At 63.7% G+C, this 26,806-nt stretch carries 19 protein-coding genes; 11 read left to right on the top strand and 8 right to left on the bottom strand.

The window, feature by feature from the left end; translation table 11 throughout:
• Positions 1-205 precede the first annotated feature (205 nt).
• Positions 206-2,404 (bottom strand): TonB-dependent receptor, encoded by a 2,199-nt coding sequence (locus ACVOLR_RS08525; protein ID WP_481536067.1) that lies wholly within the window; start codon positions 2,402-2,404, stop codon positions 206-208.
• 138 nt (positions 2,405-2,542) lie between these two features.
• Between ACVOLR_RS08525 and ACVOLR_RS08520 the strand changes: the two genes are divergently transcribed.
• Complete coding sequence (locus ACVOLR_RS08520; RefSeq protein ID WP_481536066.1) at positions 2,543-2,959, top strand: MerC domain-containing protein; 417 nt, start codon at positions 2,543-2,545, stop codon at positions 2,957-2,959.
• Between the two features lie 106 nt (positions 2,960-3,065).
• The gene (locus ACVOLR_RS08515; protein WP_481517546.1) at positions 3,066-3,245 is read left to right on the top strand and encodes a 30S ribosomal protein THX; all 180 of its coding nucleotides are present in this window, start codon (positions 3,066-3,068) and stop codon (positions 3,243-3,245) included.
• A 108-nt stretch (positions 3,246-3,353) separates the two neighbouring features.
• On the opposite strand, the gene ACVOLR_RS08510 is transcribed toward ACVOLR_RS08515, so the two are convergent.
• The 3 genes from ACVOLR_RS08510 to ACVOLR_RS08500 all read right to left on the bottom strand — a co-directional run bounded on the left by ACVOLR_RS08510 (position 3,354) and on the right by ACVOLR_RS08500 (position 6,715).
• On the bottom strand, positions 3,354-4,601 hold the full coding sequence (locus ACVOLR_RS08510; RefSeq protein WP_481536065.1) for an alkaline phosphatase family protein: 1,248 nt from the start codon (positions 4,599-4,601) through the stop codon (positions 3,354-3,356).
• Between the two features lie 114 nt (positions 4,602-4,715).
• Positions 4,716-5,228 carry a methylated-DNA--[protein]-cysteine S-methyltransferase gene (locus tag ACVOLR_RS08505; RefSeq protein ID WP_481536064.1) on the bottom strand — a complete coding sequence of 171 codons (513 nt, stop codon included), beginning with the start codon at positions 5,226-5,228 and terminating at the stop codon, positions 4,716-4,718.
• Entirely contained in the window at positions 5,225-6,715 is a 1,491-nt protein-coding gene (locus tag ACVOLR_RS08500; protein WP_481536063.1) for a DNA-3-methyladenine glycosylase 2 family protein, read from the bottom strand. The genes ACVOLR_RS08505 and ACVOLR_RS08500 overlap by 4 nt, the downstream gene beginning before the upstream one ends.
• A gap of 165 nt (positions 6,716-6,880) precedes the next feature.
• On the opposite strand from ACVOLR_RS08500, the gene ACVOLR_RS08495 reads away from it, so the two are divergent.
• The 3 genes from ACVOLR_RS08495 to ubiM all read left to right on the top strand — a co-directional run bounded on the left by ACVOLR_RS08495 (position 6,881) and on the right by ubiM (position 10,008).
• Positions 6,881-8,050, top strand: a complete 1,170-nt coding sequence (locus ACVOLR_RS08495) for a COG3904 family protein (RefSeq protein WP_481536062.1) — start codon at positions 6,881-6,883, stop codon at positions 8,048-8,050.
• 79 nt (positions 8,051-8,129) lie between these two features.
• A complete protein-coding gene (locus tag ACVOLR_RS08490; protein ID WP_481536061.1) occupies positions 8,130-8,684 on the top strand; it encodes a DUF4019 domain-containing protein in 555 nt (184 codons plus the stop codon).
• 145 nt (positions 8,685-8,829) lie between these two features.
• The gene (gene ubiM, locus ACVOLR_RS08485) at positions 8,830-10,008 is read left to right on the top strand and encodes a 5-demethoxyubiquinol-8 5-hydroxylase UbiM (RefSeq protein ID WP_481536106.1); all 1,179 of its coding nucleotides are present in this window, start codon (positions 8,830-8,832) and stop codon (positions 10,006-10,008) included.
• Positions 10,009-10,188: 180 nt separating this feature from the next.
• Here the strand turns inward: ubiM and ACVOLR_RS08480 are convergent, their stop codons facing one another.
• Complete coding sequence (locus tag ACVOLR_RS08480) at positions 10,189-10,458, bottom strand: RNA-binding S4 domain-containing protein (RefSeq protein WP_481536060.1); 270 nt, start codon at positions 10,456-10,458, stop codon at positions 10,189-10,191.
• Positions 10,459-10,653: 195 nt separating this feature from the next.
• Between ACVOLR_RS08480 and ACVOLR_RS08475 the strand changes: the two genes are divergently transcribed.
• From ACVOLR_RS08475 to ACVOLR_RS08460, 4 genes are all read left to right on the top strand, one after another.
• The gene (locus ACVOLR_RS08475; RefSeq protein ID WP_481536059.1) at positions 10,654-12,636 is read left to right on the top strand and encodes a DEAD/DEAH box helicase; all 1,983 of its coding nucleotides are present in this window, start codon (positions 10,654-10,656) and stop codon (positions 12,634-12,636) included.
• A gap of 240 nt (positions 12,637-12,876) precedes the next feature.
• Complete coding sequence (locus ACVOLR_RS08470; RefSeq protein ID WP_481536058.1) at positions 12,877-14,502, top strand: GGDEF domain-containing protein; 1,626 nt, start codon at positions 12,877-12,879, stop codon at positions 14,500-14,502.
• A 54-nt stretch (positions 14,503-14,556) separates the two neighbouring features.
• A complete protein-coding gene (locus tag ACVOLR_RS08465) occupies positions 14,557-15,279 on the top strand; it encodes a pseudouridine synthase (protein WP_481530601.1) in 723 nt (240 codons plus the stop codon).
• Between the two features lie 81 nt (positions 15,280-15,360).
• Entirely contained in the window at positions 15,361-16,425 is a 1,065-nt protein-coding gene (locus tag ACVOLR_RS08460; protein WP_481536057.1) for a GGDEF domain-containing protein, read from the top strand.
• A gap of 25 nt (positions 16,426-16,450) precedes the next feature.
• Here ACVOLR_RS08460 and ACVOLR_RS08455 read toward each other — a convergent pair whose 3' ends face one another.
• The 3 genes from ACVOLR_RS08455 to ACVOLR_RS08445 all read right to left on the bottom strand — a co-directional run bounded on the left by ACVOLR_RS08455 (position 16,451) and on the right by ACVOLR_RS08445 (position 18,868).
• Positions 16,451-17,371 carry a DMT family transporter gene (locus ACVOLR_RS08455; RefSeq protein WP_481530599.1) on the bottom strand — a complete coding sequence of 307 codons (921 nt, stop codon included), beginning with the start codon at positions 17,369-17,371 and terminating at the stop codon, positions 16,451-16,453.
• Positions 17,372-17,417: 46 nt separating this feature from the next.
• Positions 17,418-18,245, bottom strand: a complete 828-nt coding sequence (locus ACVOLR_RS08450; protein WP_481536056.1) for a DUF72 domain-containing protein — start codon at positions 18,243-18,245, stop codon at positions 17,418-17,420.
• Positions 18,246-18,439: 194 nt separating this feature from the next.
• Positions 18,440-18,868 (bottom strand): VOC family protein, encoded by a 429-nt coding sequence (locus ACVOLR_RS08445; RefSeq protein ID WP_481536055.1) that lies wholly within the window; start codon positions 18,866-18,868, stop codon positions 18,440-18,442.
• A 102-nt stretch (positions 18,869-18,970) separates the two neighbouring features.
• Between ACVOLR_RS08445 and ACVOLR_RS08440 the strand changes: the two genes are divergently transcribed.
• Together ACVOLR_RS08440 and ACVOLR_RS08435 are read left to right on the top strand one after the other, a co-directional pair.
• Positions 18,971-20,548, top strand: a complete 1,578-nt coding sequence (locus ACVOLR_RS08440) for a serine hydrolase (protein WP_481536054.1) — start codon at positions 18,971-18,973, stop codon at positions 20,546-20,548.
• A gap of 510 nt (positions 20,549-21,058) precedes the next feature.
• On the top strand, positions 21,059-26,542 hold the full coding sequence (locus tag ACVOLR_RS08435) for an autotransporter outer membrane beta-barrel domain-containing protein (RefSeq protein WP_481536053.1): 5,484 nt from the start codon (positions 21,059-21,061) through the stop codon (positions 26,540-26,542).
• Positions 26,543-26,806 lie beyond the last annotated feature (264 nt).

Raw genomic sequence — 26,806 nt, 5'->3', positions numbered from 1 at the left:
CGCGAAAAAAACCACCTTGCGGTGGTTTTCATCTGTGCTCGGACTGTGAGGGGGCGGTAGAAGCAGAAGCAAGAATCAAGAGCAAAAGCTTGCCCTCACCCCTACCCCTCTTCCGCAGGCGGGAGAGGGGAAAGCAGGAGCCAAAGCTCAAAGCCAAAGCAACAGCTCAAAGCAAAAGCTCTGAGCCATTGCCTAAATCTATTGCTTAGAACCAGGCGCGTATACCAAACGCCACACCACGGCCCGGCAGCGGCGAGTAATCCCGCAGCAACGAGGTATGCGGCCGTGCCTCACGATTGGTCAGGTTGCTGCCGTCAAAGAACACTTCGTAGCTGTTGCTGCCATTGCGGTCCCAGCGATAAGCAAGGTGTGCATCCACCAGCGTATAACCGGCACTGGCTTCTTCGTTCACGGCAACATCCTTTTGGCTGCCGTAACGCACTGCGCCCAGCGAAGCGCGCCAGCCACCCAGCGACCAATGCAGATCCGCGCCCACGCGCGCCGGCGCGATGCGCGGCAGGTAGCCGCCGTTGGCCAGTTCGACGTTGTAGTTGTGCGCGTGATCGCCATGCGGCACGGCGATGGCGACATTGCGGCTGCCGCTGCCATCCAGTTCGGCCTTCACGTAGTCGCCAAACACACGCAGGTCCCAGTCACCGGCCACGTTCTCCAGCATGTGCCAGGTGGCTTCAGCTTCAGCACCCTTGAACGTCGCGTCATTCTGCGTCCAGGCACGCACCGGCAGGCCGCCTTCAACCACGCCGGTATCTGCCAGGTAGATGAAGTCCTTGAACTTGGTCTGGTAGATCGCAGCCTGTACGTCGATACGCTCGTTATGCGCATGCAGGCCCAGCTCCATGCGACGGCCGCGCTCGGTGTCCATGTTGGCGTTGCCGATTTCCAGCGAGCGAGTGGCGATGTGTGCACCAGCGGCATACAGCTCTTCGTTGGTTGGCGCACGCTCGGAGGCGTCCACGCCAAAACGCAGGTCGAAGGTATCGTTCAAGGCCCAGATGCCGGAGGCCGATAGGTTGGTGGCACCAAAGCTGCGGCTGCGCTGGGCGTCGTTCGGGTCCAGCTTGACCTGGTCATGGCGCGCGCCAAGCTCCAGCTTGAATGGGCCGAACTGCTTTTCCTGCAGGACGAATGCGCCAATGGTGTCGGTGGTGGTGCCCGGTACGAAGGCTTCTTCGCCGATGGCGCCGAAATCGCTGCTGCCGAACTGCAGGCCGAAGGCGCCATCCCAGCCGGCCAGCGGCTGCTGCACGGCTTCCACGCGGCCTTCGAAGCCCTTGTTGGTGAAGCGGGTGGACGGTGTGCCGGCTTCCAGTTCGGTGTGTTCGTAGTCGGTGTAGCCGCCGCGCACGGTCAGGCTCTTCAGGAACGAGGTCGGGTTGTACAGGCCGCCCTTCAGGTCAAAGCGGTTCTGCACCATGTCGATGCGTACATCGTGCTCTTCGCCTTCCTCGGCGTGGTCGTGATCGTGATCATCATGGTCGTGGCCATGGTCATCGTCGGCATGCACGTGGGCGCCATTGGGAATGCCGTAGTTGCTGCGGTACGTGCCCAGCGATGCGCCGAGGAAGCCGCCTTCGCCAAACCAGGTAGCGCCTACGCCACCAGCGCGGGTGCGTACCGAGCTGTTGTCCAGGCGGCCGCGGGTGCCGGCGTCTTCATCGTGGGCGTCGTGATCGTCATGGCCATCGGCATCCAGCGCATGCGGATCTATTGCATAGCCCGGGATGCGGTAGTCATCGCCATTGCGGATCAGGCCGTCGACATGCAGCACTACATTGCCGCCGCTGACGCCATCCAGGCGGAACATGCCGCTGCGCTCCTGGTTGACCGAGTTGCCGCGCAGTTCGGCGCGTCCGCTGATTGGGCGGTCCGGTACGTCGCTGGCGATGCGGCCATCGACCACATTTACCGCGCCGCCAATCGCACCGCTGCCGAACAGCAGGGTTGCCGGGCCTTTCAGTACTTCGATCTGGTCAGCCAGGAACGGCTCGATGGCGGAAGCGTGGTCGGCGCTGACCGTGGATGCGTCCATGTTGCCGACGCCATTGGCGACCACTGCCACGCGCGGGCCCTCCTGGCCGCGGATGATGGGCCGACCGACGCCGGGGCCGAAGAACGTGCTCTGCACGCCGGGCAGCTTGGCCACAGTGTCGCCAAGCGTGCCAGCCTTGTGCTCGTCCAGATCTGCACCTGCCAATACCTCGACCGGGCGCGCCAGCGACTCGGCCGAGCCCTGCAGCGGCGAGGCGGTGACTTTGACCGCGGTGAGTTCGGTCAGATGATGGCTCTGCCCGGCGTCGTCATCGGCGGCACTGGCGACGGCAGGCAGGGCGGCGGCAAGGGCGAGGAACAGCAGGTGATGCTGGGTGCGACGGGGGAAGGGCATGTGGATTCCTTTGTTACTGTGTATCACTTGGGTGGCAATCTGAACCGGAGGCGGCAGTGGGCTGGCGCAGGCGGCTAGGGCGGGGAGGACAATAATGTTATATTATTCCATAACGTTCCGTCGCCCCTGCTGGAAGTCATGCCCACCCCACCTACCGGACTACGCAAATTCCTCGATCGCTTTGGCGCGACCGGATCCCTGATCTGCGCGGTGCATTGCGCGTTGTTGCCGGCCTTGCTGGCGCTGGCGCCGGCATTGGGGTTGTCGTTCTGGCTCAGCGATGGGGTGGAAGCCACCATCGTGATCTTCGTTACCGTGCTGGGTCTGTTCAGCCTTATCTGGGGTTATCTGCGCCACCGCGCGCTGATGGCGTTGTTGTTACTGGTGCCTGGCCTGCTGCTGTTGTGGGCTGGCTTGTTGCACCCCGAGTTGCATCACTCACGTATTCCGCATGCGGTGGTGATGACCTTGGGGGGCGTGTTGGTGGGCTTGGCGCATGTGGCCAACCTGCGCTTGAACCACGTGCACGTACACGACGCCAGCTGCGCACATTGAGGGGCGCATGGTAGGCTTCCTGTCCATGTGCGAGGGCGCTTGATTGTGGCCTCGCCAAACCCGTGCATGCACGGGGTAACTGATTACAAACCAAGGAGTTGACGACATGGGTAAGGGTGACCGTAAGACCGCCAAGGGCAAGCGCTACAACGCCAGCTACGGCATTTCGCGTTCGCACGTGAGCAAGGTGGCCGTGGGCGCAGCTGCGCCGGTCGCCAAGAAGACCGTCGCCAAGGCTGCCGCCAAGAAGGCTGTCGCCAAGAAGACCGTCGCCAAGGCCGGCTGATCCAGCCAGGCAGTGGTTACAGAAAAGCGGCGCATTGCGCCGCTTTTTTTGTGCCTGTTGTTTGGGGTGGACTTCGTTCGAGGGTGCGCATCGCTCACCCGGGCCACCTCACTTCGATTGGCGTAATGCCTGCTCCAGCGCGTGCGGGTCGCCATCGTTGGGCTGGGCCGGGATGCCGATCAGGCGGGTAAGCAAGGGATAGACGTCGACGTTGTCGAAGGCGGTGAGTTGCTTGCCCTGCGCGAAGGCGGGGCCACGTGCGACGAATACTGCCTGCATCGATGGCAGCGCAGGGTCGTAACCATGCGAGCCGCGATCACCGGGTGGGCGCCTGGCGATGGTGTCGCGAGTCACTGCATCCCAGCCTTCCTGCATCTGGCAGACGATGGCTGGTACGCGCGGATTACTACCGTAGTGCCAGCGTGTCGGCAGTTGCGCCTTGTTCCAGCACTGGTAGTGCGCATGCTCGCCTAGCAGCGCCTTTTCCGCATCGGCCTGCTTGCCCGGCAGCGGTGCGAAGCCTACCGACTGACCCACCGACACCACCTTGGCGATATCCGCCGGCACCATGTCTTCGATCGCAACCGCGTTGCCGAACTTGACTGTTGCCATGCCGTGATCGGAAACCACAATCACGTTGGTGTGGTCGAGCAGGCCGCCGCGACGCATGCCTTCGACCAGTTGGCCGACAGCGGCATCAACCTGCTGCAAGGCGGCCTTGTACTCGGGCGAATCCGGACCGTGACCATGGCCGGCTTTGTCCACGTGTTCCATGTAGGCGGCAACGAAGCGCGGCTTGATCGCGTCCGGTTCGCCGTGCAGCCAGGCCAGTACCTGATTCATGCGCTCGGGCAGTGGCACGCTTTCGTCATACATGCGCCATTGGTTGGCATGCAGGCCGCGCACCGGCGCTTCGCTGCCCGGCCAGGACCAGGTGGCACTCTTGAACCCGGCCTTGCGTACGCTGACCCAGATCGGCTCGCCGCCATCCCACCAGGCGGCATTCTGCACGGCAGAGCGATCGCTGACCTTGAATTCGCCAAGCGCATCGGCGCTCATCGCGTTGTGCACCAGCCCGTGATGGTCCGGACGCAGGCCGGTGACCAAGGTGTAGTGATTGGGGAAGGTGAGTGCCGGGTAGGACGGGCGCATGCCAACGCTGCGCACGCCCTCGCGGGCAAGTCGCATCAGGTTGGGAGTGTCGGCTTCACTGAGCTTGTCCGCGCGCAGGCCGTCGATGGAAATCATCAATACGGTGGGCGGAACTTCCGGTGCGGCGACGGGGGAGGGGGTGCTGGCGCAAGCAGCGAGCAGCGCGCAGGCCAGTGCAGTGGCCGAAATGCGTAGAAAAGTCATGCCGTAATGATAGGCCGGGCCGGTGACCGTACAAATACAACCTTCGGCATGTTGCTTGGGGCTGATTGACCCTGTAGCCGCAGGAATCGAGCCGCTCCCGGGCAAGCGGAGGATTCAGCCAAACAGATCTGCCACACGCTCGCCTTCGCTGGCCACGCCTTCCAGCTTTAACAATGCCGCCTTGGTCGGCAGCCCGCCACCGAAGCCGGTCAGCGTGCCGTTGTTGCCGATCACGCGATGGCATGGCAGCACGATCGGCAAGGGATTGCGGCCATTGGCAGCACCTACCGCACGTGTAGCGGTGGGCCGGCCGATGCGCTCGGCCAGTTGCCGGTAGCTCCAGGTTGCGCCGAATGGAATCTGTGCCAGCGTGTGCCAGACCTGCAACTGGAACTCAGTGCCCACCGGCGCCAACTCCAACTGAAACTCATGGCGCTCACCGCGCAGGTACTCCAGCAACTGCCGGCGCGGCTCGGCGACCGCATCCGGGTCGCGCTGCCAGTGCTCACGGCCCTTGGCGTCGTGGCGGTTCTCGGCGAACAGGATATGGCGCACGCCGACCTCGTCGACGGCGACGGTCAAGGCGCCGATGGGGCTGTCAAAGCGGTCGTAATAGAGGGTGTTCATGCGCTGGCCTCCGTAACAGTCTTGGAATTCTTTCTTTCGGTCGGCACTGCCAGATGCCATAGGTGCAGCACGGCGTAGGCGCGCCATGGTCGCCAGAGTTGCGAGCGACGCTCGGTCTCGCGTTCGCTCAGGCGCTGGCCTTCGCCCAGCACCTGCTGCAGCACCAGATCACCGGCCGGGAAGGCATCGGGCAGTCCCATTGCCCGCAGTGCCATGTAATGCGCGGTCCACGGGCCGATACCGGGCAGGGCAGTGGCTTTCTGCACGAAGCTCTCCAGCGTCTGCGCGCGGCTGAAATCCAGGCGTTGCTCGGCGCAGGCACGGGCGATCGCGCGCAGGGTTGCGGCGCGGGTGCGCGCTAGGCCGATGCTTTCCAGCGGCGCGTCGACCACGGTTGCCGGCGCCGGGAACTGCCGGTCCAGGCCTTCGGGCATGCCGGGCAGGTGCTCGCCGAAGCGGTCGACCAGGCGCCGCGCCAGCGTGGTGGCGGCGGCGACGCTGACCTGCTGCCCAAGCACCGCGCGCGCTGCGACTTCAAACCCATCCCAACCACCGGGAATGCGCAGGCCGGGCCGCTCGGCGATACCGCGCGCCAGCAAGGGTTCTTGGCCCAACGTGGCATGGACGGTACGCAGGTCGGCATCCAGATCGAAGACACGGCGCACCTTGGCGACGATGGCGGGAATCGCGCGTGGATCGGTGGTGCCCAGTTGCAGGCGCAGTTCCGGCCGCTTGGGATCGGCAGTGACCCGGATCAGGCTGGCCGCGCCATTGGCGAGGACCACGCGTTGGTAGCTGCTTTCGTCGATGCACTCGATGCCCGGCAGCGAGCGGCGGCGCAGGAAGGCCAGCATCAACGGGAAGTCCAGCGGCGGCCGGTAGGCCAGTCGCAGCACCGGCTCGCCGCCTGCTACTGCGCCATGTTGCTTGCGCAGCGCGCTTGGTGGCATGCCGCAGCCCTCCAGGAAGGCGCTGTTGAAACGGCGCAGGCTGTTGAAACCGGCCGCCAGTGCGACCTGGGTTACCGGCAGCGCGGTTTCGGTCAGCAGCTGCTTGGCCAGCAACAGGCGGCGGGTGGTATGCAGCTGTGCTGGTGTGGCGCCAAGTTTGGCCACGAACAGACGCTGCAGCTGACGCGCGCTTACCCCCATCGCGTCGGCCAGGGCGCTGGCCGGCTGCTCCTGCAGGATGCCTTCGTTGAGTAAGGCCAATGCCTGATGCAGGGTCTGGTCCTGCAGCAGATTGGCGTCGTCCGGGGATAGCTCGGGACGGCAGCGCAGGCAGGGCCGGTAGCCAGCGGCGCTGGCGGCAGCGGCGCTGGGGTAGTAGCTGACGTTCTCGGGCTTGGGCGGCGGTGCCGGGCATACCGGCCGGCAGTAGATGCCGGTGCTGCGCACGGCAGTGAAGAACAGGCCGTCAAAGCGCGCATCGCGGGCCAGGCGGGCTTGTTCGCATTGCATATGGGCGGGCATCAGGAGGTTTTGCATGGCCCCAGTCTAGGTGCGGCCGGCGGCCGGTACTGGCCATTTTCGGACATCAATGCGCGCGACGCTGTGTTGATTCATTGGGCGTTGCAGCAGGGAGGGTGTTGCGCACTAGACTGTCCACCTTCCTGGCGCGGTTGCGCCGTAGTACGGACCTGATTGCTCTCCATGTTGCCCAAGTTCTGCTGGTCGCCGTTGTTGTGCATCGGGCTGTTGGCCTGCAATCCGCAGACCGGCGATAAAAAGCCTGTGGTTGACCCTGCTGCGGCACTGGCCGCTGACGGCGACCACATGGTGTCGATCAATGCCGCCGATGCGCCGACCCCGCCGGCGCCGGTGCTGCCGGCCAAGGACAAGCCCTGGCCCGAGTTGGTGCTGGAGAACGGCAAGGCCTGGGTCAGCTGCGGCACCGACTATGCCGGCGAGAACGGCGATGGCACCGAGCTGGCCGCGTTTGACCGCGCCAGCATGGATGCAGCCTTGGAGCCGTGCAAAGAGCGTGGCCTGCTGCGGGTGCGCTATGCCGGCAAGATCAACCCTTCGTTCGCAGCGATGGTGACGCGGCTGGCAGTCGTGGCCGATGTGATGAAGATCAGCCGCCGCATCCTCGATCTGGATTCCAGTGGTGGCCAGGTGGAAGCGGCGATCGTCGCTGGCGACAGCATTGGCGAGTCCGGCTGGACCATCTGGGTGCGCGAAGGCTCGGTTTGCCACAGCGCCTGCGTATTCGTGCTGGCGGCCGGCGACAACCGCTTGATCTCCGGCAAGGTCGGCATCCACCGGATGATGCGGATCAGCTCCAGCGCCAGTTCGCGCGCGGAGTTGAACAAGGAGTTGCACGAGGTCTACGACAACGTGAAGGACTACCTGCAGCGCAACGGCGTGGCGGTGGGCGTGGCTGATCTGATGATGACCGTGCCCAACCGCAGCCTGCGGGTGCTGACCAGCGAAGAGCTCAAGCAGTACGGTCTGGACGGCACCAATGCGGTGCAGGATGACCTGGAGCGCATCAAGCAGATGCGCAAATGCGGCGATGATTTCGTGCGCCGCAAGGATGCGTTCCTGATCGCTTTCGACCGCGACTGCAAGACGGTGGGTGCGGGGCTAGAGGCGGTGAATAGCTGCGGTCAGGCATTGAAAGAGCAGTTCGGGTTCCCGGATGAGACCTGTCCGGAGGAAAGTCCGCTGTCGGAGATCGATACCGCGATGCTGGAGCCGATGCCGACCACCATCCCGACCGGCGCCGCGGCCGCATTTGCTGCTCCGGCGGCGGCGACCGCGCCCGCGCCCGCGGCGACCGTCAACGCGCAGGTAGGTGCATCTGGCACACGGAAATGAACAGGGGGGAGGATGCGGAACGCTGAAAACCGTGATTGGATTGGCATTCCGTTCAACTGAAAGCGTCATGGAGAGAGCTATGCGATCCAGTTGTTTGTTGATGGTGTTGACCTTGGCCGTGCCGGCCGCAACCGCATTTGCCCAGGCGCCTGCCGCTGCGCCCACTGCCCCGGCTGCAACTCGAACCACGGCCGCTGCTCCGGCGCGGGCTGCGACTCCTGCGGCGCCAGCGCTCAGTGCAGCGCAGCAGGCGCAGGTGGCAAAGCAGGATGCGGAAATGACTGCTGCGGCGCAGCGTGTGGCGCAGTTGGTGGACGGCCAGCAAGCGGCCTCGGTCTGGGACGGTGCCTCGGCGGTCGCGCGCAAGGCGGTGACCCGTGATGTGTTCGCCAACAACGTCAACGCCGATCGCGCCAAGTTGGGCGCGCTGGTATCGCGTGGCAAGCCATCGATCACCCGCGTGCAATACCCGGCAGGTGCCTCGGTGCCGGAAGGCATCTATTTGAACGTCAGCTTCCCGACCCGCTTTGCCAACAATGCGCAGCCGGTACGCGAGCTGGTGTCGTTCCGTCTGGATGAGGACAAGGTGTGGCGCGCCTCCGGCTATAGCGTGCGCGCGGCCTCGGCCAACTAAGCGCCATCACATCGCAGGCATCGCATACGGGCGCCGCAGGGCGCCCGTTGTGTTTGCGCGCTGATTGCCGGGTAGCTGATCTGGATCAATGAATCCTTACATCAGCCTGCTTACCCTGCCTGCGGTAGGCCTATCGGAGTGGCACATGCGCAAGGTGGATGTGGTGGTGGTGGGAGCCGGCCCGGCCGGCTTGAGTCTGGCCCGCAGCCTGGCGGGGAGCGGTTTGTCGTTGGCGCTGGTCGAACAGCAACCGCTGGCGGCGCTTGCCGAGCCCGCCTTCGACGGTCGCGAGATCGCGCTGACCCATGCCTCGCGGCAGATCATGCGCAGCATGGGCCTGTGGCAGCGCATCGATGCTGGCGAAATCTCGCCGTTGCGCAGTGCCAAGGTGATGAATGGCAGCTCGCCGTTTGCGCTCGGTTTCGCCGCGCAGGGCGAGGGCGTCGATGAGCTGGGTTGGCTGATTCCCAATCACCTGATCCGGCGTGCCGCCTGGGAGGCGGTGCAGGGCCAGGCCGGGCTGGAACTGCTGGATGGACGCTCGGTCACTGCAATCGACGCCGGTGAGGCGTACAGCACGGTCACCTTGAGTGACGGCAGCCAGCTGCGCGCGCGGCTGGTGGTCGCCGCCGACAGCCGCTTCTCGGCGACCCGGCGGATGATGGGTATCGGCGCGCAGATGCGTGACTTCGGCAAGTCCATGCTGGTCTGCAGGATGCAGTGCGAGCGGCCGCATGAGCACGCTGCCTGGGAGTGGTTCGGTTACGAACGTACCTTGGCGATGCTGCCCTTGCCGGGCAATCAGGCCTCGGCCGTGATCACCATGCCGCCGCAGCAGTTGCAGCAGTTGTTGGCGCTGGAGGAGGCTGACTTCGGCCGCACTGTCAGCGGTTTCTTCGAGCATCGCCTGGGCGCGATGACCCCGGTGGGGACGCGTCATGCCTACCCGTTGGTGGGGGTGTATGCGCACCGTTTTGTCGGTAAACGCTATGCCTTGATCGGCGATGCCGCGGTCGGCATGCACCCGGTTACCGCGCATGGCTTCAATTTTGGCCTGCACAGCCAGCAACGGCTGGCGCGGTTGCTGCTGGATGCGGTTCGCGGTGGCGGCGATATCGGTGCGGACGGCCTGCTGGGCAGTTACCAGCGCGGCCACCGGCTGGCGACACGGCCGCTGTACGAGGCCACCAATGCCATTGCCGGGCTTAAAACCCACACCCGGCTGCGGGGGCGTTGCCTGGGCGGCGCGGCCTGGCGGGCCGCGCAGGGCGTGGTTCCGTTCAGGAAGTTGATCGCCGGGCATCTGACGCAGGCGCGCGCGTAGTTGGGTAGCCGGAAAGCTGGGAAGCTGGTTTGTGGGAGCGGCGTAAGACGCGAAGCCGGTGAAGGTGGCAGGTTCACCGGCTGACAGATTGCCAGCTTCGCGGCTTGCGCCGCTCCCACAGCTCCCATAGCGCTGATGGGGTGCGAGAAAGGCCTCTGCCGAGCATGGCTCGGCACTACATCACTCGTCTTCGTCTTCGTCCTCGTCGTCTTCTTCGGCACGATTCGGGTCCGGATCGGCGAGCACGTTGATGCTGACATCGCCCAGCACAACCTGCTGGCCGCCGCGGATCTTGCAGGCTTTACGCAGCTCCACCACGCCATCCACGGTGACCTGTCCGTCGGCAATGATCATTTTTGCCTCGCCGCCGCTGGTGACCAGATCGGCCAGTTTCAGCAGCTGCTTCAGTTCCACGTAATCGCGGTCAAGTTCAAATTCGATGGTCTGCATGGTGTTCACGGATAAAAACGAGTGCTATTGTGCGTCATCGGCGACCCGTGCGGGTGCTCCAACAGGGGCCAAGCGGCGGCCGGTTGTGTTCGTAAGCTGAACGCAAATCAAGCCATGCGCGACAGCAGAGCTGTTTAGAGCGCACAATATGCGTCTTTTCGCCCGCCCGTTCGCGGCGGTGCCCCCGGAGTTACCATGTCCCAAGATACCCCCGCGCCGCTGCTGTTTGCAGATCTCGGCCTATCCGAGCCTGTGATGAAGGCAGTGGCCGAAGTCGGCTACGAGACCCCGTCACCGATCCAGGCAGCCACCATTCCGGCCATGCTGGAAGGCCGCGACGTGCTCGGCCAGGCGCAGACCGGCACCGGCAAGACCGGTGCTTTCGCGCTGCCAGTGCTGTCCAATATCAATCTTTCCGCCACCAAGCCGCAGGTGCTGGTGCTGGCGCCGACCCGCGAGCTGGCCATCCAGGTCGCCGAGGCGTTCCAGACCTATTCGGCATCGATGCCGGGCTTCCGCGTGCTGCCGGTGTACGGCGGCCAGCCCTATGCGCAGCAGCTGCAGGCCCTGCGCCGCGGCGTGCACGTGGTGGTCGGCACCCCGGGCCGGGTGATCGATCATCTCGATCGCGGCACCCTGGATCTGTCCGAGCTGAAGACGCTGGTGCTCGACGAAGCCGACGAAATGCTGCGCATGGGCTTCATCGACGACGTCGAAGCCGTGCTCAAGAAGCTGCCGGAAAGCCGCCAGGTTGCGCTGTTCTCGGCCACCATGCCGCAGCAGATCCGCCGCATCGCGCAGACCTATCTGCGTGAGCCGGTGGAAGTGACCATCCAGTCCAAGACCACCACCTCAGCCAATATCCGCCAGCGTTACTGGTGGGTGGCTGGCATGCACAAGCTGGACGCGCTGACCCGCATCCTGGAAGTGGAAACCTTCGACGCGATGATCATCTTCGCGCGTACCAAGGCCGGCACCGAGGAGCTTGCCAGCAAGCTGCAGGCGCGTGGTCTGGCCGCTGCCGCCATCAATGGCGACATGCAGCAGGCCCAGCGTGAGCGCACCATCGCCATGCTGAAGGAAGGCAAGCTCGACATCCTGGTTGCCACCGACGTGGCCGCCCGTGGTCTGGACGTGGAGCGCATCAGCCACGTGCTGAACTACGACATCCCGTACGACACCGAAAGCTATGTGCACCGTATCGGCCGTACCGGCCGTGCCGGCCGCAGCGGTGAGGCGATCCTGTTCGTCACCCCGCGCGAGAAGGGCATGCTGCGCCAGATCGAGCGCGCGACCCGCCAGCCGATCGAAGAAATGCAGTTGCCGAGCGTGGATGCGGTCAACGACCACCGCGTGACCAAGTTCATGGACCGTATCAGCCAGACTCTGGCTGCCGGCGACATGGATTTCTACCGCGACCTGCTGCAGCGCTACGAAGGCGAGCACAACGTGCCGGCCATCGATATCGCAGCCGCGCTGGCCAAGCTCCTGCAGGGTGATTCGCCGTTCCTGCTGACCCCGCCGGTGCGTGAGCGCCGCGAGCCGTCGTTCGAGCGTAATGACCGCAACGAGCGTCCGGCCCGTGACGGCGGCTTCCATCGCCGTGACGAGCGCGGTGACCGTGGCGATCGCCCGGCCCGTTTCGAGCCGCGTTTCGAGCGTGCACCGCGTCATGACGACGGCGAGCGCGCACCGCGTCCGCCGCGTGGCGAAGGTGATTTCGAGTCGCGTCCGCGTCGCGAAATGCCGCCGCGCAGCGCGCCGGAGTTCGGCATGGAGACCTACCGCATTGAAGTCGGTCACACCCACGGTGTGAAGCCGGCCAACATCGTCGGCGCCATCGCCAACGAAGCGGGTCTGGAAAGCCGTTTCATCGGCCGTATCGACATCCACGACGGTCACTCGGTGCTGGATCTGCCGGCAGACATGCCGACCGACGTGCTGCAGCACCTGAAGAAGGTGTGGGTGTCGGGCCAGCAGTTGCAGATGCGCAAGGTTGAGGCTGGCGAAGAACAGGGTGGCGCAGCGCCGCCGTTCAAGCCGCGCTTCGACAAGGGCGACGGCAAGCCGGGTGGTCCGCGTCCGGGTGGCCCGCGCGGCCCGCGTCCGGGCGGCCCGGGTGGTCCTGGTGGTTCGCGTCCGGGTGGCTTCAAGCCGCGCGGCCCGCGCAACTACTGATCCAGCCAGTCCAAGTGCGTGACCAGACAACCCCGGCAATGCCGGGGTTGTCTGTTTTTGACCGTTTGTCGGCCCGGCAGGACCGGATGGGACGACAAGTTCAAGCCGCGACGGTCTTCACGTACTGCTCGCGGCGGGTTATTGCGATAATGCCGCTCATCCGCGTCGGGGAACGCGAGAGGGAGGCTCATGGCAGAAGGGGGAGCGGCAGTTGCTGGCAGGGTAAGGCGTGGATGGATCGTGCTCCTGTTGCTGTCGGCGTTCTTCACGTTGTGGCCTTCGCTGGGCGCTGCCCAACCGCTGCAGGGGGGGCGTGACTTCCTGATTGCTGGCGGCGCAACCGCTGAACAGGCCCCCTTGCGTGCCTGCAGCGCCGAAGCCTTGGCGCGGATGCGCCCTGCCATTGAAATTGCTGCGCCCGAAGGCGGTTGGTCCGGCGCGCCGCAAGGCGTGGGCGTGTTCAACGTGTTTGCCGGCGAAGTGATGATTTTCCATGGTGACCGCCAAGTCTGCGGTGACATGCAGGACGCCCGTACCCGCGACTCGCGCTTCCGTGCCGGCGTAGGTCTTGTGGTTGTGCCCAAGCAGGGCACGGTCGAGCCGATCCGGGTGGCCTGGGAGTCGCCGCTGAAGCCGCGCTGGATTCCCACCGTGCACCTCGCCGCACCCAGCCCACTTCAGCAGCAGGACACCTTGCGGCTGGTGGTGCGTACCGCCTGCGTGGCGATTGCGCTGGCCTTGGCCTTGTCTGCGTTGATGGGCTTTGCCACTACGCGCGGGCGTGACTTCCTGGTCTACACCTTGGTCTGCGCGCTGTTGGTGGTGTGGCAGGCGGTGTTGAGCGGGCTCAGTGGCTATCCCGAGCCATGGCTGCCGGTGGATGGTCACGCGCCGGTATGGATGGTCTCGGTGTCGGCGCTCAGCTATGCGGTGATGGGCTGGGTGCTGTGGCGCATGTGCGGCGGCCGCCGAGTGCTGCGTGGTTCGCGGCGCTGGATGCAGGGGCTGATGATCGTGCTGGGGCTGGTCGCGGTAGCTGCACCATTCATGTCTTGGCCGCTGTTGGTGTGGATGGCGGTGGCGCTGGACGACCTGTTCACGCTGATCTGCCTGACCTCGGTAGGCATCGCCATCGTTGCCTTGCGGCGGCGATACTTCCAGGCGCTGGACGGTCTGGTGGCGGCGATTCCGCTGTTGGTGATGGCGCTGGCCGACCTGATGGACAACCGCCTGCTGGTGGAATTCCGGGTCGAGGCGATCCAGGTCTCGGTGACCTGGTTCTTGATGATGGCGGCCTACTCACTCAATCGCAGCCTCAGCCAGCTGCGCCAGCAGCGCGATGAGATGCGCGAGCTTGCCGATACCGATACCTTGACCGGCCTGCCCAATCGCCGCGCTGGCCTGCGCCAGCTGGACCACTATCTGCGCGAGGCCAAGGCCGGCGGGTTGCCGCTGTCGATAGGTTTCCTGGACATCGACCTGTTCAAGCAGATCAACGACAGCTACGGCCACGACGGCGGCGATCAGGTGTTGATATCGGTGGCCGGCACCTTGTTGGCTGGTGTGCGCAGCCGCAGCGACGTGATCCGCATGGGCGGGGAAGAGTTCCTGATCCTGCTGCCGGGAATTGGCGCCGATGCGGCGCGGCCGCGGCTGGAGCAACTGCGCGAAAAGGTCACCGTACAGGCACGCGGGCTCAAGCACGAAGGCCTGGTGGTCACCGCCAGTATCGGTCTGGCCGAGCTGCAATACCGCGACAATGACGTGGCCGGGCTGCTGCGGCGGGCCGACAATGCCATGTACCAGGCCAAGCGCAGCGGTCGCGACCAGGTGGTGGATGCGCGCGATATTCAGGAAGTGCCCTGAACAAGCCATTCGGCCGTGCTGTTCCGGCCGCAGGCGATGGCGGATAATTCGCCCATGACAATTCGAATCAACAAGCACATTGCCGAAACCGGCTTCTGTTCGCGCCGCGAGGCCGACCGCCTGCTCTCCGCCCGTCGCGTCACCGTCAACGGCATCGTCGCCGGTACCGGTGCGGTGGTGGGCGAGGGCGACGATGTAAAAGTCGATGGCCAGCCGCTGCGTGCCCGTACGGTGCAGAAGAGCACCGGCCGCCGCCATGTCTATATCGTGCTGAACAAGCCGGTAGGCATCACCTGCACCACCGAGAGCGCGGTCAGCGACAATATCATCGAGTTCATTGGCCACGAGCAGCGCATCTTTCCGATCGGCCGCTTGGACAAGGATTCCGAAGGACTGATCCTGCTGACCAGCAATGGCGACATCGTCAACCAGATCCTGCGTGCCGAAAACGGCCACCAGAAGGAGTATCTGGTAGCGGTCAACAAGCCGGTTACCGATGAATTCCTGCGTGGCATGGCCCGTGGCGTACGCATCCGCAACGAGACCACGCTGCCGTGCCGCACCAGCCGCCTGGGCAAGTATGGCTTCCGCATCATTCTGGAGCAGGGCTTGAATCGGCAGATCCGCCTGATGGCGTCCGAGTTCGGCTACCGCGTCAACACGCTACGGCGCGTGCGCATCGACAACGTCAAGATCGGTGCGTTGAAGCCGGGCCAATGGCGCAACCTGAGTGAGCAGGAACTGCACGGTCTGCTGCCGCAACAGCAGCAGTGGTGAAATGTGACGTGCTCACCGCGCCTTGCGCGCGGTGCAGCTAGACTCTGCAGCGCTCTCCATCCTGCCGCTTTGGACTCGTGCATGATCAAGCCCGCCCTGCCTGCCAATGAAACCGAACGTATTGCAGCGCTGCAGCGCTACCGGGTGCTGGATACCGCACGCGAGCAGGAGTTCGATGACCTGGTGACCATCGCCCGCACCATCTGCGGCACGCCGATGGGGGCGGTGACCTTGATTGATCGCGACCGCCAATGGTTCAAGTCGCTGCAGGGTCTGGACGGTGAACAAACCCCGCGCGACGAAGCGTTCTGCGCCCACACCATCCTCAAGCCGCAGGAGCTGACGGTGGTGGCCGACGCCCGCCAGGATCAGCGCTTCAGTGGTAACCCGTCGGTATTGGGCGATCCGCATATCCGTTTCTATGCCGGTGCGCCGCTGCTCAGCAGCGATGGCTATGCGCTGGGCTCGCTGTGCGTGTTCGACTCGGTGCCGGCGCAGTTGGGCACGCCGCAGGCCGAGGCGCTGCGCGCGCTGTCGCGGCAGGTCAGCCGGATGATGGAGATGCGCCTGCTGCGGATTGAGATCGACCATCATCAGGCTGAGCATGATTGGTACGAGGCGCACCTGCTTGAGTACTACCAGCAGTTGGAGCAGCTCAATCTTGAGCTGTCCGAACAGACACGTACTGATCCGCTGACCGGCTTGCCCAATCGCCGCGCCCTGTCTGCTGCGCTGTCGGAAGCGATTGGACGCGCAGGTGGGGTGCCGCCGGCGGTAGCCATCGTCGATATCGACCACTTCAAGCTGGTCAACGACATCCATGGCCACAACGAAGGTGATCGGGTACTCGTCGAGCTGTCCAGCGTGCTGAAGTCGCAGTTCGCCGGGCGCGGCATGGCTGCGCGCTATGGCGGCGAGGAGTTCGTCATCCTGATGCCGGACACGCCACTGCAGCAGGCCGAGCTGCAATGCGAATACCTGCGCGAATCGGTGGGCCTGCTGCCGATCGGCCTGCCTATTTCGGTCAGCATCGGCCTGGCCGTGCACCGCGCCGGTGAAGCCCCGGGCGAAACCCTGCGGCGCGCCGATGCTGCGCTCTATCAGGCCAAGGCCGAGGGGCGCGACCGAGTGGTGGTAGCGAGCTGAGTCGGGCTACACCATCAACAGCCGATCAGGCCGAACCGGCGCTTGCCGCCGCCGGCCGCAGGCGGTTGAGCAGTGGATGCAGGAACACACCACCGAGAATGATTGCCACGCCTAGATAGAACTGCGGTGTCAGCTCATGCTGTTCGCCGAGGAAAAGCATCGCCAGCACGATCGCATAGACCGGTTCCAGATTGGTCACCAGCTGCGTGGTGTAGGCGCTCAAGTGCCTTAGTGCGACCAGTGCCAAGGCAAACGGCAGCAGCGTGCATAGGCCGGACAGGGCAAGTAGCAACAAGCCATCGTGCAGATTGGGCAGCACCCACAGATCGCTGGCCAGGGCGGGCAGCAGGAACGGCAGTACCGGAGCCAACAGGGTCAGGGTCAAGGTGCCCGCGCCCAATTCCACAGCAGTGACGGTCAGCGGATCGGCGTGGCCGACCATGCGCTTGTTGAGCGAGCCAAACAGCGCCACCAGCAATGCGGACGCGGCACCGACAGCTACGCCCAGACGCATGCCATCAGGTACGCCGCCAACCACCAGCGCGACACCTGGCAGCACCACCACACCCAGCGCCAATTCGCGCATCTGGAACGGACGGCGCGCGATCCACGGTTCGATGATGGCGGTGAACACCGGTGCCAGTGCGATGCAGGTCGCGGCAACCGAGGCATTGGCCAGCTTCACCGCGCCATAGAACGTGAGCCAGTGCAGCGCCACCAGTGCACCGATACCGGCATAGCCCAGCACCAGCCGCAGGTTCAGGCCCGACAGGCCGCGCCACACCCGTGGCAGCAGTGCCAGCATCGCCACCACCAGCAACATGCGCCACCACACCAGAGGCAGCGCGGGCAGGGTGATCAATTTGCCAAGAATGGCGGTGATGCCCCATAGCAGAACGCAGAAGTGGATCTGCAACAGGGCTTTGCGGGTGTCGTCGGTAGGCATCGGCCTATTGTCGCCGATGCGGGTTGGTAGCGCCGTGCTGCCGGCTTCAGTTTGTGTCGATCAAGCGCTGCAGTTCGCGTGCTGCCGACGGATTGCGGTGCTTGGCGGCGCTGATGAAGTAGAGGAAAACCTCACGCGGCGCGGCGGCCGCCAACGGCGCGGCCAGATGCGGCAGTTCGGCCACGTCTTCGCCCTGGCGCCAGCGGTGGACGCGATCGGCCCATGGTCCAAGTTCACTGGCCGGATAGCCGGTAGCGTGCTCGTCGCGGCTGCCCATCAGGCGTGCGTAGACGAAGTCGCCTGACAGATCGGCGGCGTTGGGATAGGCCGCCGAGTCGGTATAAACCAATGCGACCCCATGCTGGCGGATCAGCGCCACCAGCTCGGCATCGAAGCAGTTTGGGTCACGGACTTCCAAGGCATGCCGCTGGCGGCGGCCATTGACCTGCTGCGGCAGCAAGTGCAGAAAGGCGGCGAGATCCTCGCGATCCAGCGTGCGTCCGGCTTCGAACTGCCATAGCAGCGGCCCAAGCCGGTCGCCGAGATGGCTGATGCCATCGATGAAGTCCTCGATCTGCCCGCCGCTGCCGGCGAGTTTGCGCGCAGTGACAATGCGCTTGGGCGCCTTGGCCGAAAACACGAAACCCTCGGGCGTGGCGTCGCGCCACGCCGCATAGATATGCGGCTTCTGCGCGCCGTAGTAGGTGCCGTTGATCTCGATGCTGGTCAACTGCTGGCTGGCGAATTCCAGCTCACGCCGCTGCACCAGTCCGACCGGATAGAACGTACCGCCGCGCCATGGCATATAGGTCCAGCCACCGATGCCGATATGCACACCGGGCGTATGCGGCGCGCTCGCAAATAGATCGTTCAAAACAAGGCCCCGATGTCATGTGGGAGCGGCGTAAGCCGCGAAGCCAGCAATGTAACCGCACAAGGTCGTGCCGAGCCATGCTCGGCAGGGGCCTTACCGGCAATCTCAGACGCTACGTGTAACGCCTCTGCCGAGCATGGCTCGGCACTACAGCTGGGGATGCTTGTAAGGCCCCTGCCGAGCATGGCTCGGCACTACACGCTTGCCGCCCACGGGTCGTAGCTACCGAACCACCACAGGTGACCCTCCGGATCGCGGCAGGCATAGCCACGGCCGCCGTAATCCTGATCGGCTATATCAATGATGATCTCGGCGCCGGCCGCCTTGGCTTGGGCGTAGTGCGCGTCGGCATCGCTGACGATCACGCAGGCGCTCTGTGTCTCCATGCCGCCCACCTCGTCGGGCTGGATCGTGTTGCTGCCCCATTCGCCGGGCTGTACCGAGCCGAGCATGACCATGCCGTTGCCGAACACCAGCTGCGCGTGCTGAACCACGTCGCCGTCCTGGTACACCGCATGACGTTGGAAGCCGAACGCCTTGCATAACCAATCGATGGCAGCCGGTGCATCGCGGTAGCGCAGGCAGGGAATGATGGTGGCAGTGGTGCGGGCGGCGAGGTCCATGGTGGCTTGCGGGCAGCTGCGGAAAGGCGAGGGTGGGCGCGCTCGCGTTACCATCGCGAGAAGACCGGTCTTGTGCCGGCATCGACACCAAGGGAGAGCACTTTGAATAGTTGGTTGGGTGGCGGGCTGGTGCTCGCGATGGGCGTGGTGGCACCGATGGCTTCCGCACAGGAGGCAGTGCCAACGGAGCTGCAGCAGCTGGATGCCACGGTCGAGCGCGTGCGCCAGCAGTTCGATGTGCCGGGCGTGGCCGTGGCCGTGGTCAAGGACGGCAAGGTGATCCTGGAGCGCGGCTGGGGCCTGCGTGAATTGGGCAAGCCCGAGCCGGTGCAGGCCGATACCTTGTTCGCCATCGCTTCCAATACCAAGGCCTTCACTGCGACCTCGCTGAACCTGCTGGCCGAAGAGGGCAAGCTGAAAATGGATGACCGGGTGGTCGATCACCTGCCGTCGTTCCGCATGTCTGACCCGTATGTCACCGGCGAGATGCGCATCCGTGACCTGCTTTCGCACCGCAGCGGCTTGAGCCTGGGCGCGGGCGACCTGCTGTTCTGGCCGACCACCCGTTACAGCAATGCGGAAGTGGTCGCGCGACTGGCGCAGGTGCCGTTGAAGAACGGTTTCCGCGACCGCTACGCCTACGACAACATCCTGTACGCGGTCGCCCAGCAGGTGATCGAGAAAGTATCCGGGCAGTCGTTCGCCGATTTCCTGCAGCAGCGCGTCTTCAACAAGGTTGGCATGAGCGGAACCCGCTACAACGCCGATCATCTGCAGCCGGGTGACAAGGCCGCCGTTGGCCACGCCAAGTTCGACTTCAAGGACCTGCGCCCGGTGCCACCGCTGACCTGGTCCAACAACGCCGGTGCCGGTGGCATCTATTCCAGCGTGCATGACCTGGCCAAGTGGATGAACGTGCAGCTGGCCGAAGGCAAGCTCGCCGATGGCACCCCGTTGTTCACCGAGAAGACCCAGCAGCAGATGTGGCAGATGCAGATTCCGCAGGTGGTGCCCAAGCCGTCGGTGCCTGAGCTGGCGCCGGCACGGCCGAACTTCGCCGGCTACGGCGAGGGCTGGAGCCTGAGCGACTACCGCGGGCAGAAGCTGGTCTGGCATACCGGTGGCTGGCCGGGCCAGGTATCGCGCTTGACCCTGGTACCGGAACAGAACCTGGGTGTGGTGGTGCTGACCAACCAGGAGTCCGGTGCCGCTTTCAACGCGATCACCATGAGCGTGCTAGATGCCATGCTCGGCGCGCAGGGCAATGACTGGGTGGCTGCGTATGCGGCTGGCGTAGCGAAGGCACAGGGCAATGCCGACGAAGGCTGGAACAAGCATGTGGCTGCGCGAGATGCCAAGAGCAAGCCCTCACTGCCGCTGTCTGGTTATGCGGGAACCTATCGCGATGCTTGGTACGGCGATGTGTTCGTCGAGCAGCAAGGCGGCAAGCTACGCCTGCGCTTTGGTGCAACGGCCGATCTGGTCGGCACGATGGAGCACTGGCAGCACGACACTTTCATCGTGCGCTGGGACAACCGCTCGCTCAACGCCGATGCCTTCGTCAACTTCAGTCTGGACCCGGATGGCAAGGTGCGTGAGGTACGGATGCAGGCAGTGTCCTCGTTGACCGATTTCAGCTTCGACTTCCAGGACCTGCTGCTGAAGCCAAAGCAGGAGTAAGCGCCACCAGCTTTGTTGTAGGAGCGGCGTAAGCCGCGAAGCCAGCGAACCACCAAGTCGCAATTAGCAGCGATTGCGGAAGTAGCTCCTGCTGCACACGCATTACCCCGGCACAGCAAAAGACCGGCGATGATTCACATCGCCGGTCTTCTTTCATTAGGCTTCACGCATCCGCGGACGTGGCGACGAAAGCTATTGAAGCGCGTTGCGCCAATGGCGTGCGTGGCAATCCAGGCGTGTACTGGTAGCCAATCCGGTGAAACATAATTCTCATTGATTGGAATCAATGCTGCCAGCGCAACCCCGTGACTTTTTGTCGATGCGGACTGCGCGAGGGCTAGTACACAAGCGGCCAGCACCGCTTGAAGACTGAAGCATTAGTTCAGTTTGGCGGCAAAAATGGGCGTTTCCCAAGTGAAAAAGCAGCTGGTTTCATATTTGAGACTTGTCTGATGTAAGCGCGGCTGCAGGCCGCTGATCATCCGCGCACTTTCTTTGAGTGACGCTGGCATGAATCGAATCTTCCGCATTATCCGCAACCCTCAAACCGGGCAGTGTGCGGTCGCCTCGGAGCTGGCGCCACGGCGTGGGCGTCGTACACGCGGGATTTCTGCAATTGCCGCTGGGATCGCGACTTGTATCGCCAGCCCGGCGATGGCGATCGCCTTGAACGGGGACCATCACGTCTCCGGTGCCTCGCCGTCCTATCCCTGGCAGTTGGGTGAAACCGTGGAAGTCGGCAAAAATGGCGTTGGTAATCTGTGGATCTCCGAGGGGATCGAAATGCCCGCTGCATCGCCGTTGCTGATCGGCGTAACGACTTCGGGTGCTATGGAAGCCGGAGAAGGTACCGTCGTCGTGAGCGGGCGGGGTACGTCGCTGAGCATCAATGGCTGGATGTCGATCGGTTATACCGGCAAGGGATCCCTGCTCATCGATGATGGCGGCAGTGTCTGGAATCAGGGTGCTGGCTTTGTCGGTGATGGTGCCGGAAGTAGCGGAAGTCTCACAGTTCGTGGCCTGGATTCGACGTTTCGCAATAGCGGCCACTTCATGGTGGGGGGCAATTCACGCGCTGCGCTCGATATATCCGATGGTGGCCGCGTCATCACCGACGACTGGGCATTCATTGGCTATGGCCAGGGATCGGAGGGTGTTGTCAATGTCGACGGCGGTGGCCATTGGTTAAGTCAGGGCGAACTTGTTGTTGGATATCAGGGCAAGGGTAAGCTGAGCATCACCAATGGCGGCACTATGCTGGCCAACGGACATATTAGTGTTGGTGGGGAGTCTCCTGACTCGGACGGAGAGATCTTTGTTTCGGGAGCCGGATCTGTTTTACGCATGGATGGCCGCATTAGCATGCTTGTAGGCGACCAGGCGACAGGTCGTGTGACCGTTACTGATGGCGGCGTCATTGACGCTACAACAGGCATGATGTTGGGGGGCGTTGGCGGCCACGCGGTGGTGACCGATGGCGGTCATCTATCCGGGAGATGGATTAGTGTCGGTGAGGTGGGTGAAGGATCGATCACCATCGCCGATGGCGGCAGCGTCCAGGCGGAATATTTTGAGGTAGCTCTTGGAGATTTTACCGGCCATGGTAAGGGGTGGGCGGATGTGTCCAACGCACTTCTTTCCAGCCGCAGCATAACGATTGGCGATTCCGGGGAAGGAAGACTTGATATCCGTGCGGGCGGCACCGTTGTTTCCGAGTCTGCTGAACTAGGCGTCAGCGGTATTGCTGATGGTCTTGTTGTTGTCTCGGGCCAGGCGGCAGATTGGAGCAACTCCCAGAATATGAGCATTGGAATCCGGGGCCAAGGCAGCCTGTTGATCACCGATGGTGGCAGTGTGTCAGTAGGTAGGCATCTCATTTTGGGGGATATGTGGACCGGCCTGGGGAGTGCTCATGTTTCCAATGGCGCGAAACTGGCCGTAACCGGTGGGTTGGATATAGGCATGAATGGGTCGGGCTCCTTGACTGTTGGTGCCGGCGGAAATGTTTCCAGCGGATTTGCCTTTTTGGGCGATTGGCTCCCTTCAAAAGGATCGGCATCCGTGTCCGGGCGCGATGCTCAATGGACGAATGCAGGCGCTATGTATGTTGGACATGAGGGGGAGGGGGCTTTGAGCGTTGCCGATGGCGGCAGCGTTTCAGTGGGTGAACAGATGATGTTGGGCTATTCCGGTACGGGCAATGTCGACGTCCTCAGTGGTGGCACGCTGCGCGTTGATGGCGAGTTGACTGTGGCTGTGTATGGCTTGGGTTACCTGAGGATCACCGATGCAGGCAACCTTCACAGCGCTTCGAGTTCGATAGGCCAGTTCTCTGGCAGCTACGGCAGCGTGACGCTAACCGGTGCAGATGCACGGTGGAGCAACGCGGACAGCCTGGTGGTCGGCGAAGATGGTACCGGTGAACTGGAACTCTATGGCGGTGCGAGCGTCTTGGCAGGGCGGGAGATCATTGTGGGATTAGCCGGCACCGGCAACGCCTATCTGTATGGCAGCAGCATGATTGCCGGTGAGAAGTTGACTGTAGGCCAGCTGGGTAATGGCCACCTCCAAATTTTTGATGGCAGTACTGTCGCAAGTGCATCCGCTAGTCTGGGTGGCCATGCACATGGCTTCGGCGTGGTTGGCGTCAACGGCAAAGATTCGCTTTGGAGCAATGCGGGCAATTTGGTTGTTGGCGAGAACGGCAGCGGCGAGCTGTACGTTGCTGATGGTGGTGGCCTGAGTTCCGGTGGATTGACCATAGGTCAGCACGGCACTGGTTTGTTGGCCGTCGAGAAGGGCAGCGTTGAAACTGGATCAGCCACCCTGGGCAAGGCGGGTTCCAGCACTGGCTCTGTCATCGTTTACGGTGAGGGAGCGATGTGGACCAACGCCGGCAACCTGACCGTGGGTGAGGCTGGTAGCGGTACTTTGGCTGTCAGCATAGGCGGTACGGTCAATAGCGGTAACGTGTTGCTGGGGCAGTTCGCCGGTGGCGAAGGTACCGTCAAAGTCGTTGGTAGAGGTGCACGTTTTAACGCGGGCAGCAACTTTGGCATAGGCGGTCGCGGCACAGGTGCGCTCAACGTTGGTGCAGGCGGTACGGTCAGCAACGGCGATGCGTGGATGGGCATGTTTGCCGACAGCGAGGGCATCGCGACGGTGTCCGGTGCAGATGCACGTTGGGAAAACGCTGGCAATCTCGTTGTGGGCGAAGCTGGCATGGGCGTGTTGCAAGTTGTTGGCGCCGGCAGGGTGTCGGCCGGCGGGCAGATGACGTTAGGCGGAGCTTCCTCTGGTTATGGGTTCGTTGGTGTATCCAACGGTGGCGAGCTGCATGCCGACGGCGGGCTGACGGTCGGTGCGTATGGCGTGGGCGAATTGAGCATCGCCGAGAACGGCAGCGTACACAGTGCTTCCGGCACGGTGGGCAAGTTCGTGGGTAGCCAGGGCAGCGTGACGGTCGCTGGTGTGGATGCGCAGTGGACCAACGCCGGCAACCTGACCGTGGGCGAAGCCGGCCAGGGCCAGGTGGACATCGGCGCAGGCGGTACGGTCAACAGTGGCAATGTGTTGTTGGGGCAACTCGCCTCTGGTGAAGGCGTGGTCACGGTTGCTGGAGAAGATGCGCGCTTCAATGCAGGCAGCAATCTTGGTGTTGGTGGTCGCGGCAAGGGCAAGCTCAACGTTGGTGCCGGCGGTACGGTAAGCAATGGTGATGCCTGGCTGGGCATGTTCGCGGGCTCTGAAGGCAGTGCGACGGTGTCCGGTGCAGATTCACGCTGGGATAGCACGGGCAGCCTCTCCATCGGTGAAGCTGGCAAGGGCATGCTCGACGTCGCAGCTGGTGGTGCGGTCGGCAGCGGCAGCGCAACGCTGGGTCACCTCGCCGGTAGCGAAGGCATCGTGAACGTAACCGGTGCAGATGCAACCTGGAGCAATGCGGGACGTTTGAACGTGGGTGTTGCGGGTGATGGCGTGTTGACCATTGCCGAGGGTGGCCAGGTTGTCGCTGACAACCTGCTGCTGGCCGCAGCGGAAGGTTCCAGTGGCACCTTGAACATCGGCAACGGTGGCATGGCTGGTTTGCTGGATGCGATCGTGGTCGAAGGCGGCGATGGCGTGGCCGTGGTCAATTTCAATCACACCGATGTGACCGCGTTCGCGCCGAAGCTCACTGGTTCGTTGGCGCTCAATTCGCTGGCCGATGGCGTGACCACGCTGCTGGCGCAGAACGACTATCGTGGCGCCACCTCGGTGCTGGCTGGCACCTTGCGGGCTGGTTCGGCCGGTGCGCTCAGCGCGGCCTCGCACCATCTGGTAGCCGACGGCGCGCAGTTGCAGCTGGGTGGCTTCAACCAGCGTATCGCGAGTCTGGATAAAGCCGGTACGGTCGCGTTTGGCGGAGCCGACGCAGTGCCAGGTACGGTCTTGACCGTGCATGGCGATTACGTCGGCAATGGCGGCGTGTTGCAGATGAATACCGCGCTGGGCGGCGATGATTCGCTGACCGACCGGATGGTGGTCGAAGGTGATACCAGTGGTCACAGCTGGCTGCAGGTGAACAATGTCGGTGGCACCGGTGGCGTGACCCAGAACGGCATTCAGTTGATCGCGGTGAATGGCGCATCGCAGGGCGTGTTCGAGATGCAGGGGCGCGCGGTGGCCGGTCTGTATGAGTACTGGCTGTATCAGGGCGGTCGCGATACACCGGATGACGGTGGCTGGTATCTGCGCTCGGAGTTGCCGCCGGTTGATCCGGTTGATCCAGTCGATCCGGTTGATCCGGTTGATCCGGTAGACCCGGTTGATCCTGTCGATCCCGTTGACCCGGTAGACCCAGTCGATCCAGTCGATCCGGTAGAGCCGGTAGATCCCGTCGATCCGGTAGAACCGGTTGACCCGGTAGAACCGGTCGAGCCGGTTGACCCTGTCGATCCGGTAGATCCTGTAGAGCCGGTAGACCCAGTAGATCCAGTCGATCCAGTCGATCCAGTCGACCCGCTGCCGCCGGTAGACCCCGGTGTAGTGGTTCCTCCGGCACCGGTGCTGCGGCCGGAGCCGGGTGCGTACCTGGGCAACCAGATCGCCGCACTGCGGATGTTCCGCAGCACCATGCACGACCGTGTCGGCGAGCAGCATCTCAATGCTGGCAACACCGACGATCACGGCCATGCAGTGTGGGCGCGCACCCAGACCAGCACGCTGGATGCGGGAACTGTCAGCGGCCAGATCGATCTGCGCATGCAGACCGATGTTGTCCAGTTGGGTGCGGAAAAGCGGCTCGCCGTGGGTGAGGGCCGTGTCCACATCGGCGTGACGGGTGGTTATGGCCGTGCTACTACCGAGGCCATGTCACTTGTTTCCCATCACCACGCCACCGGCACGGTGAAAGGCAGCATGGCGGGCATGTACGGGACATGGTTCCAGCAGGCTGATGGCGCACCCGGGACGTATGTGGACGTAGTTGCGCAGTACGCGCGCTTCGACAATACGGTCAAGGGCAGCTATCTCGGGCGTGAGCAGTACGACGCACGCTCCTGGTCGTTGTCACTGGAAACCGGCCGGGCGTTCCAGCTGCATGCGGGCAAGCGCCATGGCGTCTACATCGAGCCGCAGGTGCAGGTGATCCATACCGGCTTCAGCAGCGATGATGTGCGGGAAGCCAATGGCACCTTGGTGCGCAACCGTAGGCTGCGTGATACCACCACGCGCGTGGGTGCACGCTTGTACGGTCGTGAGCTTGGCAACGAGCACAACCGTGTGCAGCCTTTCGTGGCGATCAACTGGTGGTCGGGCGGGGCAAGTGCCAGCGTGATGATGGACCAGGAGCGCCTCAACCACGACCTGCCAGGCAGCGTGTATGAAGCCAAGGCAGGCGCGCAGTTGGAACTGGGCAAGGGCTGGAGCGGCTGGGGTCAAGTGGGTTACCAACGTGGTGGTGACGGTCATCGCGACGTCACCGGTCAGGTAGGTTTGAAGCTGGGCTGGTGATGCAGGGCTGGCAGTTGCGGTGCGGGTTTCTTGTCGCAACTGCCAGCACCATTTATGTCCAATACGTCCGTCCAAGGTGGTGCATGGGGCGGTCAAGGACTCGCATCCGTCGTACAACCGCAGTTCCTCGGTGACGATGGAGTGCCTCTATCTCTGGCCGCAGGCAGTGCGTAAGTCCGCGGGTGAGCTTGTGGGAGCGGCGTCAGCCGCGAAGCAACTGAACCATCAGATTGCAGTTGATCAGGGGGCGGAAGTGGCATCGGC

The sequence above is a fragment of the Stenotrophomonas sp. STEN030 genome (assembly GCF_056759995.1).
This window is presented reverse-complemented; position numbering and strand designations above follow the sequence as displayed.